Genomic DNA, 15,808 nt, shown 5'->3' with positions numbered 1-15,808 from the left:
GCTTATGGGATAAGCGCAAGATGCTATAAATATAATAGTGAATGCCTTGACTGCTGACACGCTTGTTTTGTTGGCCGCGCTGGCCCTGGTGCTGCTGCTTTTGGTGCTGCTGCTGGTGCGCCGCCCCCGTGTGGACCTGCCGCCCGAGTGGCTGGCACGGCTGCAGGCCCTGGAGCAGACTGGCCAGGCCACCCAGCTGGCAGTGGCCAAGAACGATGGCGCCATGGATGCGCTGGCCCACCAGATCAGCGGTTTCACGCAAACCACGCAAACCACGCTGGAAACCCTGCGCCACGCCGTGGACGAGCGCCTGGCCCAGGCCGTGACCGAATCGCGCAACAGCCGCGCCGAACTGCTCGCGGCCTTCGGGGTGTTTGAAGGGCGGCTGGAACAGCGCCTGTCGGCGTTCGACGCGGCCCTGAGCCAGCGGCAGACAGCGCTCGATGCCTCGCTGGCCCAGCGCTTCGATGGCCTGCAGCATGCCGTAGCGGGGCGCCTGGAAGAAAGCAGCAAGGCGCTGCTGGCCCACCTGGCGCAAGGCCAGACCGATGCTGCAACGGCGCGCACCGAGCTGTCGGCCACGCTGGTGGGCTTTCGCACCGAACTCACTACCACCACGGCGGCGCTGGCTGCCGAAAGCGTCAAGTCGCGCGAGGCCATGGGCGAGGGCGCGGCGCTGTTTGAAAAGCGCATTCAAGAGCGTTTCGAGGCACTGACGGCGTCCACGCGCCTCACGCTCGACTCGCTCAAGACCGACATCCAGGCCCAGCTGGGCACCATGTCGAATGCGCTCAAGGACCAGCTCGAAGGCAACAGCTACCAGATCAAAAACCAGTTCTCGGTGCTGCAAGACGCTGTGTCGCAGCAGCTCACCGGCCTGGTGCAGGGCAGCCAGCACAACGCCGAACAGCTGCGCACCGCGCTCAACGAGCGGCTTGGCGCCATCCAGGCTGACAACGCGACCAAGCTCGAAGAAATGCGCCGCACCGTGGACGAAAAGCTGCACGCCACGCTGGAGCAGCGCCTGGGCGAATCGTTCAAGCTGGTGAGCGACCGGCTGGAGCAGGTGCACAAGGGCCTGGGCGAGATGCAGACCCTGGCGGGCAGCGTGGGCGATTTGAAGCGCGTGATGACCAACGTGAAGTCGCGCGGCACCTGGGGCGAGATGCAGCTCGGGGCCATCATCGACAACGTGCTCACGCCCGACCAGTTCGCGCGCAACGTCAAGACCGTGCCGGGCAGCGACGAACTGGTCGAATTTGCCATCCGCCTGCCGGGCAAAAACGACGAGCATCCGGTGTGGCTGCCTATTGACTCCAAGTACCCCGTGGAGCAATACCAGCGCCTCATGGATGCGCAGGACGCCGCCGACAAGCTTGCCATTGTGTCGGCGGGCAACGCGTTCGAGACGTCGATCAAGCTCGAAGCCAAGAAGATCTTTGCCAAATATGTGTCGCCCCCGCACACCACCGACTTTGCCGTGCTGTATTTGCCCACCGAAGGCCTGTTTGCCGAAGTGATGCGCCGCCCCGGCCTGGTGGAGGCCGTGCAGAACGACTGCCGCGTGATGATCACCGGCCCGGCCAACCTGGCCGCCATGCTCAACAGCCTGCAGATGGGCTTCAAGACGCTGGCGATTGAAAAGCGCTCGTCCGAGGTGTGGAGCCTGCTGGGCATGGTCAAGACCGAGTTCGCCAAGTTTGGCGATGTGGTCGAGGCCACCAAGAAATCGATCGACGCCGCCGCCAAGAAGTTTGACGAGGTGGGCGTGCGCACCCGCGCCATCCAGCGCAAGTTGCGCGATGTGCAGGACCTGCCCGCGCCCGACACCACCGTACCGCTGGCGGGCGCCAGCACGGCGGCATTGCCCGCGCTGGACCCTGAGGACGATCTGCCCTGAGCCAACCCCGGCACGCGGGGTGGCGACCGAAGATCAGAGCTTGTAGAAAGCCTTGATCAGACCCCAGGCTTCCTGCGGGTCGTCGGTGTAGTGAAACAGTTGCAGGTCTTTGGCCGAGATGGTGCCTTCTTCCACCATGGCGTCAAAGTTGATGAGGCGCTTCCAGTAGTCCACGCCAAACAGCACGATGGGCACCGGCTTGGCCTTGCGGGTTTGCACCAGCGTGAGCACCTCGAACAGTTCATCAAGGGTGCCAAACCCGCCGGGGAAAGCCACCAGGGCCTTGGCGCGCATCATGAAGTGCATCTTGCGCAGGGCAAAGTAGTGAAACTTGAAGCTCAGCGAGGGCGAGATGAAGCGGTTGCCGCTTTGCTCGTGCGGCAGGCCGATGTTCAGGCCCACGTTCAGCGCGCCCGCCTCGTGGGCGCCCCGGTTGGCGGCCTCCATGATGCCGGGGCCGCCGCCCGTGCAGATGTAGATGCGGTCCGCCGGTCGCTGGCGTTCGCTGTGGTCGGCCACCAAGCCGGCAAACTGGCGGGCAAGGTCGTAGTAGCGCGCGTTGCGCACGGCACGGCGCGCGCGCTGCATCTGTTCTTCGTCGCCGCTGGCCTCGGCTTCGCTGAGTAGGGCGGCCGCCTCGTCGGGTGCCACAAAGCGGGCGCTGCCATACACCACCACGGTGTTCTCGATGCCTTGCTCGGCCTGGCCCAGGTCGGGCTTGAGCATTTCCAGCTGGAACCGGATGCCGCGCGTTTCACGGCGGAACAAGAACTCGGGGTCGGCAAACGCGAGGCGGTAGGCATCGGCGTGCAGGGGGTTGTCGTTGTTGGCGTGCGCGTGCAGCTCGGCCCAGGCATCGGCCAGGCGGCGTTCGTTGAGTTGGGTGTTGGCTTCCATGGGGATTCCAGACGTCGCGGCGGGGGCCGGACTGAGAGAGTAGGGTTGTGACAGGGGCCAGCCATTGGAGCGGCGGGCCTTGCAGGATTTTAGGGCCAACAGTGCTGTTGCGCTTTACAGACGTGCGTCATAAGCTATTAAAAAGATAGTAACTTATTGCGCTGCAGGTCAAAATGACCGGGAGGCCGGGTGCGCGCCGCGCTGTGGGCTGGCCCAACGGTCAGGGGCGGCTGGCCAGCGCCAGTGCCACCGTCTGCAGGCCCAAGAGTGTCATGAGCAGCGAGCCCCCCAAGTGCAGCCCGGTGGTGCCGGCTGCCAGCAGGTAGCGCTGCTGCTGCAGCATGGTCACCACCTCGGCCGAAAAGCTGGAAAACGTGGTCAGCGCCCCCAGAAACCCCGTGACCAGCGCCAGGCGCCAGGCGGGGTCGATCTGCGGCAGGGCCTGGAAAGCCGCCACGCACACGCCGATGAGGTAGCCGCCGAGCAGATTGGCCGCCAGGGTGCCCCAGGGCAGCAGCGCGCCGGGCCCGCTGAGCCACACGCCCAGGCGCCAGCGGGCCAGGGCGCCGAGGCTGGCGCCGATACAGATGGACAGAACATGCAGCATGGCGCCATTGTCCACATCCGGGGCGCGCGCCCAGGGTTCTTGCTTTGGTGACATGGGCCCATGGAAGACGAAGGCGCGGGTTTGGTATCGTTCCTTTCGTGTCCATCGTGTGCCATTCAGCGCGGTTTTCTTGCGATGGAGGGCCTCACGCCAATGCATCCTGTGCTCTGATGGACCGATCTTTTTTCTCTGGCTGCGCTGCGCGCTCTAATTGATATAAAAAGTGGCTTTTGCGCATATATGGCAAGCGCTCATAGCTATTAATACGGTAGCAAATCATGACGATTGAACCTTCTTTCTCACCCCGCTGGCAGTTCTGGGTTGATCGGGGCGGCACCTTCACTGACATCGTGGGGCGCCGGCCCGATGGCGGGCTGGTCACGCACAAATTGCTGTCTGAAAACCCTGGGCAGTACCGCGATGCCGCGGTGGCCGGCATTCGCCACCTGCTGGGTCTGAAGCCCGGCGAAGCCGTGGCGCCCGCGCAGGTGGAGTGCGTGAAGATGGGCACCACCGTGGCCACCAATGCGCTGCTGGAGCGCAAGGGCGAGCCCACGCTGCTCATCACCACCAAAGGCTTTCGCGACGCACTGCGCATTGCCTATCAGAACCGCCCGCGCCTGTTTGACCGGCACATCGTGCTGCCCGAGCTGCTTTACAGCCGCGTGATCGAGGCGCAGGAGCGCGTGGGCGCGCACGGCGAGGTGATCGAGCCGCTGGATGAGGAGCACCTCAAAGAGCGCCTGTGGGCCGCCTACGATGCGGGCCTGCGCAGCGTGGCCATCGTGTTCATGCATGGCTGGCGTTACACCGCCCACGAGCAGGCGGCCGCCCGCCTGGCCGAGCAGGCGGGGTTCACGCAGATCAGCACGTCGCACGCCACCAGCCCCATGATGAAGTTCGTGAGCCGGGGCGACACCACGGTGGTGGATGCTTATCTGTCGCCCATCCTGCGCCGCTATGTGGCGCAGGTCGCGGGCGAGATGCCTGGCGTGCCGCTGTTCTTCATGCAGTCCTCGGGCGGGCTGACGGACGCGCACCACTTTCAGGGCAAGGACGCCATCCTCTCGGGCCCGGCGGGCGGCATTGTGGGCATGGCCCGGACTGCGCAGTTGGCGGGGCACGATCGCGTGATCGGCTTCGACATGGGCGGCACCAGCACCGATGTGAGCCACTATGCGGGCGCGTTCGAGCGCGAGTTTGAGACACAGGTGGCTGGCGTGCGCATGCGCGCGCCCATGATGGGCATCCACACGGTGGCGGCCGGTGGCGGCTCGGTGCTGGGCTTTGACGGCGCCCGCTTTCGTGTCGGCCCCGAGAGTGCGGGCGCCCATCCCGGCCCCGCCAGCTACCGCCGGGGCGGCCCGCTGGCCGTGACCGATGCGAATGTGATGGTGGGCAAGATCCAGCCGGCGCATTTTCCGCAGGTGTTTGGCCAGGCGGCCAACGAATCGCTGGATGCTGACGTGGTGCGCGCACAGTTTGGTGCGCTCGCCGTGCAGACCGGGCGAGCGCCTGAGGAAGTGGCCCACGGTTTCATCCAGATCGCCGTGCAGCAGATGGCCAATGCCATCAAGAAGATCAGCGTGGCCCGCGGCTACGACGTGACGCGCTACACCCTGCAGTGCTTTGGCGGCGCGGGCGGCCAGCACGCCTGCCTGGTGGCCGACGCACTGGGCATGGCGCAGGTTTTTGTGCACCCGCTGGCGGGCGTGCTGAGCGCCTATGGCATGGGCCTGGCCGATCAGAACGTGATCCGCGAGCAGACCGTGGAATGCACGCTGGCGCCCGAGGCACTGGCGGGCATCGAAGCCACGCTGGATGCGCTGGCCAGCACGGCGCGCGCCGAGCTGCAGCGCCAGCAGGCGGGCGCTGGCGCGGCGGTGGTGCATCGCCGCGTGCATGTGCGCTACGAGGGCACCGATTCGGCCCTGGTCGTGCCGTTTGGCACCCAGGCCGAGATCACCGTCGCATTCGAGAACGCCTACCGCCAGCGTTTTTCGTTTCTCATGCAGGGCAAGAGCCTGGTGGTGGAGGCCGTGTCGGTCGAGGCCGTGTTGCCCGGCGATGCCCCCATGGAGCCGCGCCACGCAGTGCACCCGCCGCGCGAGGTGCCGCGCCGCAGCACCGTGCGCATGTACACCGTGGGCACCAGCGGTGCCCCCGCCTGGCACGATGCCGCACTGGTGGTGCGCGAAGATCTGCGCCCTGGCGACGTGATCCCCGGCCCGGCCATCATTGCCGAGAAGAATGCCACCACGGTGGTCGAACCCGGCTGGCAGGCGCAGCTGACCGACCTTGACCACCTGCTGCTCAACCGCTGTGCGGCGCGCGCCGTGCATTGCGCGGTGGGCACTACGGCCGACCCCGTGCTGCTGGAGCTCTTCAACAACCTCTTCATGAACATCGCCGAGCAGATGGGGCTGCAGCTGCAAAACACGGCCTACTCGGTCAACATCAAGGAGCGGCTGGACTTCAGCTGCGCACTGTTTGACGCAGCTGGCCACCTCATCGCCAATGCGCCGCACATGCCCGTGCACCTGGGCTCGATGGGCGAGAGCATCAAAACCGTGATCCGCGAGAACCGCGCCACGATGCAGCCCGGCGATGTGTATGTGCTCAACGACCCCTACCACGGCGGCACGCACCTGCCCGACATCACGGTGATCACGCCGGTGTACCTTGCCGACGGCGCGCAGCCCAGCTTTTACGTGGGCAGCCGGGGCCACCACGCCGACGTGGGCGGCATCACGCCGGGCTCGATGCCGCCGTTTTCCACGCGCATCGAGGAAGAGGGCGTGCAGATCCGCAACTTCAAGCTGGTCGAGCGCGGGGTGCTGCGCGAGGCCGAAATGCTGGCCCTGCTCCAAAGCGGTGAATACGCCTCACGCAACCCGCAGCAGAACCTGGCCGACCTGAAAGCGCAGATTGCCGCCAACGAAAAGGGCGTGCAAGAGCTTGGCAAGATGGTGCAGCAGTTCAGCCTGCCCGTGGTGCAGGCCTACATGGGCCATGTGCAGGACAACGCGGAGGAATCGGTGCGCCGCGCCATCACGCGCCTCAAGGACGGCGCGTTCACGCTGCCCCTGGACAACGGCGCGCAGATCAGCGTGGCCGTGAAGGTGGATGCGGCCAGCCGCAGCGCCACCATCGACTTCACCGGCACCAGCGCGCAGCAGAGCAACAACTTCAATGCGCCCACGGCGGTGTGCATGGCGGCGGTGCTGTATGTGTTTCGCACGCTGGTTCAGGATGACATCCCGCTGAACGCCGGGTGCCTGAAGCCGCTGAATGTGATCATCCCGCCCGGCTCCATGCTCAACCCGCTTCCACCGGCCGCGGTGGTGGCGGGCAATGTGGAAACCTCCACCTGCATCACCAATGCCTTGCTGGGAGCGCTGGGCGTGATGGCGGCCAGCCAGTGCACCATGAACAACTTCACGTTCGGCAACGCCAGCCACCAGTATTACGAAACCATTTCGGGCGGCAGTGGTGCGGGCGGCGTGTTCGACGATGCGGGGGCCCTGGTGGGCGGCTTTGGCGGCACCAGCGTGGTGCAGACCCACATGACCAATTCGCGCCTGACCGACCCGGAGATCCTGGAGTTCCGTTTTCCGGTGCGGCTGGACAGCTTTGCCATCCGTGCCAACTCGGGCGGTGGCGGCCGCTGGGCGGGGGGCAACGGCGGGGTGCGCCGCATCCGCTTTCTTGCGCCAATGACGGCCAGCATCCTCTCCAACGGCCGCCACCATGGCGCGTTTGGCATGGACGGCGGCAAGGCCGGAGTGCCGGGCGTCAACAAGGTGGTGCGTGCCAATGGCCGCGTGGAGTTGCTCGACCACATCGGCCAGGCCGAAATGCAGCCGGGCGATGTGTTCGAGATCCACACACCTGGTGGCGGAGGTTTTGGCGCTGCCGCAAGCAAATTTTGATGAAATATGCCGATAGCCCTTGATGGTAAAGCGCTAGCAGCTATAAATTCAGGAGCATTGTGGTGCCGCCTGGCCGCGGCCGCCTGTCACGAATCGCGCTCGATCGAATCGGTGGTGCGGCTCAGGCTCGGGGGCACATCGTTGCCCGCCCGCCGTGCGCGGAACAAGGCCGCGCGCATGAGGAAAATGTTGGTCACGGGCACCGTGATGGCTACGAACAGTGCGATCAGCAGGGCGTGTAGCGCCAGGCCTTGCCCCTGCAGCGAGAAGTAAACGATGGTGCCGTGCATGATGCACCAGCAGCCCATGGTGGCAATGATGGACGGCGCGTGCACGCGCTCGAAATAAGTTTTAAGGCGCAGCAACCCCCACGAGCCCAGCAGCGCAATGGTTGCGCCCGTCAGCACCAGCGCCGCAATGGTGATTTCTGCCCACAGCGGCAGGGCAGCCCCGGTCATTCGATCACCTCGCCGCGCAGCAAAAATTTGGCCATGGCCGTCGTACCGACAAAACTGAACAACGCAATCAGCAGCGCCCCCTCGAAATACGCGTTGCTGCCGTAGTGAATGCCCAGCACCAGCGCCAGCAGCATGCCATTGAGGTACATGCAGTCCAGCGCCAGCACACGGTCTTGCGCCGAGGGGCCCTTGAGCAGCCGCACCAGCGCAAGCACCATCGCCAGCACCAGCATGCTCAGGGCAATGGGCAGGGCCCAGGAAAGGATGGGGTAGGTCATTCAAAAATCTCCATCAGCGGGCGCTCGTAACGCTGCTTGACGTGGTCGATCAGGGTTTGCGGATCGTCCACCTCCAGCGCGTGCAGCATGAGCATGGAGCGGTCCAGCGACAGCTCGGCCCAGGCGGTGCCGGGTGTGATGCAGACGATCATGGCCAGCACGGCCAGCGCATTGGGGTCGCGCAGTTCCAGGGGGATGTGCACAAAGGCCGCAGCATGGCGTGGCCGCCTGGGAGCCAGCAGCAGGCGCGCCACGGCCAGGTTGGACGCCACGGTGTCGGCCACCACCGTCAGACCCAGCCGCAGCACCGTGCCGGGGCGGCGAATGCGCACCGGCAGGGGCCGCAGCCCGCGCGTGAGCAGGGGCACCAGCCACGCCACCACCAGTGCCAGCAGCAAATTGCCGGGGCTGAGCGACTGGTTCAGCAACAGCCACAGCACGAACAGCGCGGCCGACAGCAATGGCGCGGGCAGCAGGCGTTTCATGGGGCCTCCTTGGGCGGATGGGCATTGCCCGGCGTGGTCGGGCCGGGGATGGGTTGTGCCTGCATCACGGCGCGGATGTAGGTTCCTGGCGAATGCAGCGCATCGGCCGTGGCCTGCGTGAACTGCATCAGGGGGCCCGCCATCACGGTCAGCGCGACGCACAGGGCCAGCAGCACGGCGATGGGCAGCCCCTCCAGCACACGCAGCTGGGGTGCCACGCGAACGTGGGTGGACCAGAAATGGCGAATGCCGACCCGCGTGAGGGCAATCAGTGCCAGCAGACCGGTGGCAATCATCAGCACAAACAGCGTCCAGCCCGGCGCGCCCGGCTGGGTGCCGGCCGAAGCGGTCAGGCCCAGCGGGTTGAGCAGGGCGCTGAGCATGGCGAACTTGCCCACAAACCCCGACAGCGGTGGCAGACCGGTAATGACCAGCGTGCAGACGATAAAGGCCAAGCCCAGCAGGGCGGCAGCGGCGGGGATGACACGGCCAATCAGCACCTCTTCGTCTTCGTCGAGGTTCAGTCCCTCGGTGGGAACGAGCTCGGCGTTGAGAAAGGGCGCGTTGTCGCTTCGCTCGAACGGGGCGTAGCTGGCACCGTCATTGCGCCAGCGGTCGATCAGGTCAGCCGTCAGGAAAAGGGCGCTGACGGCCAGCGTGGAACTGGGCAGGTAATACAGCAGCCCGGCCGTGAGCAGGTTCTGGCCAAATCCCGCCGCGGCCAGCAGGGTGCCTGAAGAAAGGATGGCGGCAAACCCGGCCAGATGCGTGAGGCGCTGCGAGCCCAGCATCCCCACGGCGCCAAACGCCATGGTGACCATGCCGCCACCAATCAGCCACAGGCTGCCAAACAGTGCGGAGGCGCCGGCTTCGCTGCTGAACAGCAGGGTCCACAGCCGCAAAATCGTGTAGACACCCACCTTGGTCATCAGCGCAAACAGCGCGCCCACGGGCGCCGTGGCGGCACTGTAGGCTGGCACGAGCCAGAAGTTGAGCGGCCACACCGCCGCCTTGATGAGAAAGGCCGTCGCCAGGATGGCGGCGGCGGCGTGCAGCAGGCCACGGTCGGCGGTGGCCACCAGTGGAATGACCTGCGCCAGATCGGCCATGTTCAGCGTTCCGGTGATGCCGTACAGCATCGACACGCCCACCAGAAACAGCGAGGACGCCGCCAGATTGATGGCGATGTAGTGCAACCCCGCCTGCACGCGCTGCCGACCCGATCCATGCAGCAGCAGGCCATAGGAGGCCGCCAGCATGATCTCGAAGAACACGAACAGATTGAACAGGTCGGCCGTGAGAAAAGCGCCCGCCAGGCCCATGAGCTGGAACTGGAACAGCGGGTGGTAGTGCACACCAGCACGGTGCCAGCGGGCCCCCGCAAACACGATGGAGGCCAGCGCAACCACGCTGGTCAGCACCAGCATCATGGCCGACAGGCGGTCCAGGGCCAGCACGATGCCGAACGGCGCCTGCCAGTTGGCCGCCAGGTACACACCCATGCTGCTGGTGGCGCCGGGCTGGTTGGCCCACAGCAGCAGCGCCAGCGAAACCAGCAGCCCGAGCGCCGTGGAAAGCACATTGACGACGAGCTTAAGGAGCCGCTGTTCCTCGCGCATCAGCAGCATGAGCGCACCGGTGAGCAGTGGCAGGGCAATGGGGGCGAGCATCAGGTGCGGCATCAGCGCCGAGGCGCCTTGCTCCACCAGTGTGATCAGGCCCTGGCTCATCGGACGGCCCCGGTGCACAGGGCTGCCGCCAGGGCATGGCGCGGCGCGGGCGGGCAGCGCGAAAGGTGGGGCAGGATGGTGCTCATGGCATTTCCTGCACATCACGCGCGCTGTGGCCGTCCACATGGTCGGTGCCCGACATGCCGCGCGAGGCCAGCAGCACCACCAGGAACAGGGCTGTCATGGCAAAGCCGATCACGATGGCGGTGAGCACGAGCGCCTGCGGCATGGGGTCGGCATAGTGCGCCAGATCGTGCGGCAGGCCGGGCTGGAGCACCGGCTCCTTGTCGATCGCCAGGCCCAGGCGCCCCATGCTGAAGATGAACAGATTGACGGCATACGACAGTAGCGACAAGCCCATGATGACCTGGAAGGTGCGCGGGCGCAGCAGCAGCCACACGCCCGAGCCCGTGAGTACGCCAATGGCAATGACCAGAACGATTTCCATCAGCGGTTGACCTCCGGTGGGGGTGGGTGGGCGCCATCATCTTGCTCCGCCTCTTCTGCCAGGCGGGCGTGGTAGCGGTGGCCGCGCACCGATTGGTGGGCAATGGCCGTCAGGATCAGCAAGGTGGACCCCACCACCAGCGTGAACACGCCGATGTCAAAAAACATGGCACTGGCGATGTGGATGTCGCCCAGCAGCGGCAGGCTCAGGTGAAAGGTGTGGCTCGTGAGAAACGGGTAGCCCACCACGATCGCCCCGAGCCCTGTGGACAGGGCGAACAGCAGCCCGGTGCCGATCCAGCGCCGCGGGAGTAACGGCATGTGGGCCTCTACCCAGTGCGTGCCCGAAATGATGTATTGCAGCAGCAGCGCCACCGAAAGCACCAGGCCCGCCACAAACCCCCCACCGGGCTGGTTGTGCCCGCGCATGAACAGGTAAAACGACACCACGGCTGCAAAGGGCAGCAAAAGCCGCACCAGCACCGCGGGCACCATCAGATAGCCCACGGCGGTGTCGGTGGCGTGGCGTGGGTTGAGCAGGTCGGTCTGCAGATCGGCGGGCATGAAGCGCTGCTGTTCGGGCAGGTCCATGGTTTCGCGCGCGGGGCGAAAGCGCCGCAGCAGTGCATACACCGTGAGGGCCACCACGCCCAGCACCACGATTTCGCCAAAGGTGTCAAAACCACGGAAATCCACCAGCATCACATTGACCACGTTGGTGCCACCGCCCTGGCTGAGTGCGTTTTCCAGGAAGAACGTGGATGTGCTGTCGGGAAAAGGGCGGCTCATCATGGCAAAGGCCAGCCAAGCCATGCCGCCCCCTGCCGCCAGCGCCAGCGCCATGTCGCGCTGGCGGCGCCACCGGGTGGTGGCCTGCTCGGCGGAGGTGGCAACGCGCAGGGTTTCATCGCGTTTGGGCAGCCAACGCAGGCCCAGCAAAATGAGCACCGTGGTCACGATCTCGACCACCAGCTGAGTCAGCGCCAGGTCGGGTGCCGAAAACCACAAAAACGTGATGCTGGTGCAAAGCCCTGCTCCGCCCGCCAGTGTGAGCGCTGCCAGGCGGTGGTATTTGGCCTGCCAGGCGGCTGCCACGGCGCATACCATGCCCACGCCCCAGAGCAGCACGAACGCGGGCGATAGCGGCAACATGCTTCGTTGGCCCAGTTGCATGCCCTGGCTCCACAGGGGCAGGGCGCCAGCAACCAGCGCTGCGCCAACCAGCCACAGCATCTGCCATTGCAGGCGCTGGGTAGACAGCATGCGCCGCCCATGGCGCCCCATCTGCGTAATGAAAGCCAGCGAACCATCAAACAGGCGCCGCCCCCGGATGTGGCGCATGAGGGGTGGCGCATCCACCCGGCCGGCAGCGCGCAGCGCCCGCAACGCCGTATACATTGCGATCCCGCCGCCCAGGGCCAGCAGGCTCATCACGAAGGGGGTGTTGAAGCCATGCCACACGGCCAAGCTGAAGGCTGGAAGCTCTCCGCCCACCACAGGCCTTGCGGCGGCATCCAAGAATCGGCCCACCGACCAGGCAGGCAGCATGCCCACCACCAGGCACACCAGCACCAGCAACTCCACCGGCACGCGCATCCAGTGCGGCGGTTCGTGCGGTGTGCGCGGCAGGTCGGTGGCTGGTGGGCCAAAGAACACATCGACCGTGAAGCGCAGCGAATACGCCACGCTGAACATGCCCGCCAGGGTGGCGGCAATTGGCAGCATGAAGGCCACCAGCGGTGTGGCATCCAGGAACACCGTCTCGGTGAAGAACATCTCCTTGGACAGGAAGCCATTGAGCAGCGGCACCCCCGCCATCGCGGCACTGGCCACCATGGCCAGCGTGGCGGTGACCGGCATCATGGATCGCAGGCCCGACAGGCGGCGGATGTCACGCGTGCCGCTTTCATGGTCCACAATGCCGGCGGCCATGAACAGCGACGCCTTGAAGGTGGCGTGGTTCATGATGTGAAAGACCGCCGCCACGGCGGCCAGCGGGCTGTTCAGGCCCAGCAGCAGGGTGATGAGGCCCAGGTGCGAAATGGTCGAGTAGGCGAGCAGCCCCTTCAGGTCGTTGTGGAACATTGCCGCATAGCCACCCACCAGCAGCGTGGCCAGGCCGGTTCCGCCCACCAGCCAGAACCACGGCTCCGTGCCACCCATCACGGGCCACATGCGGGCCAGCAAAAAAACACCGGCCTTGACCATGGTGGCCGAATGCAGATACGCCGACACAGGCGTGGGCGCGGCCATGGCATGTGGCAACCAGAAATGGAACGGAAACTGCGCGCTCTTGGTGAAAGCGCCCAGCAGCAGCAATACAAGGGCCGTGAGGTACAGCGGGTGATCGCGCACCTGCTGGCCGGCAGCAAGCACATGATCGAGGTCGTAGCTGCCCACAATGTGGCCGATGACCAGCATGCCCCCCAGCAGGCACAGGCCGCCCGTGCCGGTGACGGTGAGCGCCATGCGCGCGCCGCGCCGCGCATCGCGCCGGTGGTGCCAGTAGCCGATCAGCAAGAACGAAAACAGGCTGGTCAGTTCCCAGAAGAACGCCAGCTGAATGATATTGCCCGCCAGCACCACGCCCGCCATCGCACCCATGAAGGCCAGAAAAAACGAGAAGAAGCGCGGCACCGGATCGGCGGGCGACATGTAGTAGCGTGCATACAGCACCACCAGCGTGCCGATGCCCAGCACCAGCATGCAGAACATCCACGCAAAGCCATCCATGCGGATGACCAGGTTCAGGCCCAGAGCGGGCAGCCATTCAATTTCCTGGCGCAGCACGCCGCCGTCGGCGATCTGGGGAAAGTAGAGCGCGGTCTGCACAGTACAGAACAGCGCAATCAGCCCTGCCACGGTCGATTCGGTGTTGCGGGCGTTCGCAGGCAGAACCGCCGCAAGGAAGCTGCCGATGAAGGGGAGAAGAATGAGGGTGATCAGGGGCATGCGCCGGCAATTTTACGGGGCGGTCTGCGCCGGTCGTTGAAAAGACCATGCCTGCCCGGGCGTTTGTCCGGGGTGCCGGTCCCAAAAAGAAAACCCGCCGCAGCGGGCTTGGCGTATGCGTGGGGTGCTTATTTTTTGGGAGCGCTCGCAGCCGCTGCGGCAGGTGCAGGGGTGGGGGTGGGGGTGGGGGTGGGGGTGGGGGTGGGGGCGGGCGCCTTGAAAGTGCGGCCATTCACCCTCATGCCCTCGGCAGAAAATTTGCCAGCACTGGTTTCGCCCACGCCGCGCACCCGTTGGATGAAATCGTCCCAGTCCTTGAACGCACCGTGTTTGCGCTCTTCGATGATTTTTCCGGAGAGGCCGGGCCCGATGCCTTTGATGCCGTCCAGTTCTGCGGCCGTGGCCTTGTTCACATCGACCGCTGCAAACGAGGCGGCGGCATACAGCATGACAAGGGTGGTCAGTATTTTTTTCAGCACGGATGAACTCCTGGTAGTTGATGCGACGCGATGAAATCGCCCAGGCATCATAGCGAGGCAACTGCGGCTTTACGTGCGGCCTGCCGGCACCTGCGGGTCAGATAGTGAACCCTTTGCGTTCTCAGAGTTCTTCCACCCGGCGGGCGGGGTAGCTGTCCCAAGTCTGGCAGCCCGGGCATTGCCAGAAATGCTGGCGTGCCTCGAAGCCGCAGGCGGCGCAGCGGTAGCGCGTGAGCGGCTTGACGGCGTGGTCCAGCGCCCGCTGGATCTGCGGATGGAACTCTTCGTGCTCGAGTTTTTCTTCTGCCAGCCACTTGGCTGCTGCCACCAGGGATTGCTCTTTGTCCAGATGCCGGACATACCATTGCCGTGCCGTGGCCGCATCGGTGGGGTTCAGTGCCTGTAAGGCCACGATGCCCTCCAGCACATCCAGCGATGGCGCCTGGGCGTAATGCGCTTGCAGCAATGCCTGCATCTCCGGCGCCTGGCCCGCTGCGATGGCGGTTTCCAGCATCAGGGGAGTGGCCAGGGGCACTGCGGCAGGGGCCTGCCGGCTGAGCGCCTGGAGTGTGCCCAGGGCGGCACCACTGTCGCCCATCATGTGCTGCAGCCGGGCAAGGTCGATGCGGGCGCGCGCCGCCTCGGGCGCGGTGGCCACCGCCTGGTTCAGCAAGGCCAGCGCGCCGGGGCGGTCGTTGTTGGCGATGCAGGCTTGCGCCTGCTCGCACAGGTAGTGCGCCTGCCGGGTGCTGAAATCACCTTGATGTGCATCGTGCATCTTGCGGGCAATGCCTGCGGCATGGGGCCAGTCGCGCGAGCGCTCGTAAATGGCCAGCAAGGCAAGGCGGGCCTGGCCCTCAAACGGTGTGCCTTCCAGCTGGCTCAGGGCTGCTTCGGCCCGGTCCAGCAGCCCCGCTTTCAGAAAATCGAGCGCCAGGGCATATTGGGCACGCTCCTGGTCCGCACGGGACAGGTCGCCGCGGGACAAAAGGTGCTCATGCACCCGCACCGCACGGTCGTATTCGCCCCGCCGACGAAACAGGTTGCCCAGCGCAAAGTGCAGTTCGGATGTATCGGGATCGTTCTGTACCGCTTCAATAAAGGCATCGATGGCCTGGTCCTGCTGCTCGTTGAGCAGAAAGTTCAGCCCCTTGAAATAGGCCTTGGGAGCACGGCGGTTTTCCGCACGCAGCTGGCGCAGGTCAAAGCGGGAGGCGAGCCAGCCCAGCACAAAGGCCAGGGGCAGGCCCAGCAAAATCCAGCTGATATCAAATTCCATGGGGTGGCAGCAATTCGGCAGACGATGAGGCAGCCGCTGGAGCGGGCGCGGTGGGCGCGGGCGACAGCTTGGTTGAACTATCGGCGCGGCGCGCTGCCCGGCGGTGCTTCCACCAGCGGGGCACCATGCCCAGTACGCCCACCACCAGGCCGGCAGAAAACGCGGTCAACACCACCAGCACCAAAGGCGCCCGCCACTGCGTGCCAAAGAAAAAATGCACGGTGGCGTCTTGCTGGTTGTTTAGTGCGAACGCAAACAGCGTAAAAAAAATGGCTGCCTTGAGCAGCCACAGGAGGTATTTCATGGAGCTCCCCGGTGGTGGGGAGATTCTAAGAGCTTGGCAGTACGGCCCAGCCGTAGCAGC

At 65.5% G+C, this 15,808-nt stretch carries 13 protein-coding genes; 2 read left to right on the top strand and 11 right to left on the bottom strand.

Features of this window, described 5'->3' with window-relative positions; translation table 11 throughout:
• Nucleotides 1-46: 46 nt before the first annotated feature.
• The gene (gene rmuC, locus K226_RS0113665) at nt 47-1,900 is read left to right on the top strand and encodes a DNA recombination protein RmuC (RefSeq protein WP_024815354.1); all 1,854 of its coding nucleotides are present in this window, start codon (nt 47-49) and stop codon (nt 1,898-1,900) included.
• Nucleotides 1,901-1,933: 33 nt separating this feature from the next.
• Here rmuC and K226_RS0113660 read toward each other — a convergent pair whose 3' ends face one another.
• Together K226_RS0113660 and crcB are read right to left on the bottom strand one after the other, a co-directional pair.
• Entirely contained in the window at nt 1,934-2,797 is an 864-nt protein-coding gene (locus K226_RS0113660; RefSeq protein WP_024815353.1) for a TIGR00730 family Rossman fold protein, read from the bottom strand.
• Between the two features lie 220 nt (nt 2,798-3,017).
• On the bottom strand, nt 3,018-3,404 hold the full coding sequence (crcB, locus tag K226_RS0113655; protein ID WP_024815352.1) for a fluoride efflux transporter CrcB: 387 nt from the start codon (nt 3,402-3,404) through the stop codon (nt 3,018-3,020).
• Between the two features lie 278 nt (nt 3,405-3,682).
• Between crcB and K226_RS0113650 the strand changes: the two genes are divergently transcribed.
• Entirely contained in the window at nt 3,683-7,336 is a 3,654-nt protein-coding gene (locus tag K226_RS0113650; protein ID WP_024815351.1) for a hydantoinase B/oxoprolinase family protein, read from the top strand.
• Between the two features lie 86 nt (nt 7,337-7,422).
• Here the strand turns inward: K226_RS0113650 and mnhG are convergent, their stop codons facing one another.
• The 9 genes from mnhG to K226_RS0113605 all read right to left on the bottom strand — a co-directional run bounded on the left by mnhG (nt 7,423) and on the right by K226_RS0113605 (nt 15,748).
• Entirely contained in the window at nt 7,423-7,794 is a 372-nt protein-coding gene (mnhG, locus tag K226_RS0113645; RefSeq protein ID WP_024815350.1) for a monovalent cation/H(+) antiporter subunit G, read from the bottom strand.
• Nucleotides 7,791-8,072 (bottom strand): K+/H+ antiporter subunit F, encoded by a 282-nt coding sequence (locus K226_RS0113640; RefSeq protein ID WP_024815349.1) that lies wholly within the window; start codon nt 8,070-8,072, stop codon nt 7,791-7,793. The genes mnhG and K226_RS0113640 overlap by 4 nt, the downstream gene beginning before the upstream one ends.
• Nucleotides 8,069-8,557: a Na+/H+ antiporter subunit E gene (locus K226_RS0113635; RefSeq protein WP_024815348.1), complete on the bottom strand. Its 489-nt coding sequence runs from the start codon at nt 8,555-8,557 to the stop codon at nt 8,069-8,071. Before K226_RS0113635 ends, K226_RS0113640 begins: the two co-directional genes overlap by 4 nt.
• On the bottom strand, nt 8,554-10,287 hold the full coding sequence (locus tag K226_RS0113630) for a monovalent cation/H+ antiporter subunit D (protein WP_238324231.1): 1,734 nt from the start codon (nt 10,285-10,287) through the stop codon (nt 8,554-8,556). Before K226_RS0113630 ends, K226_RS0113635 begins: the two co-directional genes overlap by 4 nt.
• Before the next feature lie 82 nt (nt 10,288-10,369).
• Complete coding sequence (locus tag K226_RS0113625) at nt 10,370-10,735, bottom strand: Na+/H+ antiporter subunit C (protein ID WP_024815346.1); 366 nt, start codon at nt 10,733-10,735, stop codon at nt 10,370-10,372.
• Nucleotides 10,735-13,686 (bottom strand): monovalent cation/H+ antiporter subunit A, encoded by a 2,952-nt coding sequence (locus K226_RS0113620; RefSeq protein ID WP_024815345.1) that lies wholly within the window; start codon nt 13,684-13,686, stop codon nt 10,735-10,737. Before K226_RS0113620 ends, K226_RS0113625 begins: the two co-directional genes overlap by 1 nt.
• Before the next feature lie 128 nt (nt 13,687-13,814).
• Nucleotides 13,815-14,165 (bottom strand): helix-hairpin-helix domain-containing protein, encoded by a 351-nt coding sequence (locus K226_RS18980; RefSeq protein ID WP_024815344.1) that lies wholly within the window; start codon nt 14,163-14,165, stop codon nt 13,815-13,817.
• 121 nt (nt 14,166-14,286) lie between these two features.
• Entirely contained in the window at nt 14,287-15,444 is a 1,158-nt protein-coding gene (gene lapB, locus K226_RS0113610) for a lipopolysaccharide assembly protein LapB (protein WP_024815343.1), read from the bottom strand.
• Nucleotides 15,434-15,748, bottom strand: a complete 315-nt coding sequence (locus tag K226_RS0113605; protein WP_024815342.1) for a lipopolysaccharide assembly LapA domain-containing protein — start codon at nt 15,746-15,748, stop codon at nt 15,434-15,436. The genes lapB and K226_RS0113605 overlap by 11 nt, the downstream gene beginning before the upstream one ends.
• Between the last annotated feature and the right edge of the window lie 60 nt (nt 15,749-15,808).

The sequence above is a fragment of the Acidovorax sp. JHL-3 genome (assembly GCF_000526295.1).
Lineage (GTDB): Bacteria > Pseudomonadota > Gammaproteobacteria > Burkholderiales > Burkholderiaceae_C > Acidovorax > Acidovorax defluvii.
The sequence above is the reverse complement of the archived record's forward strand: the minus strand, read 5'-3'. Positions and strand labels throughout refer to the sequence as shown.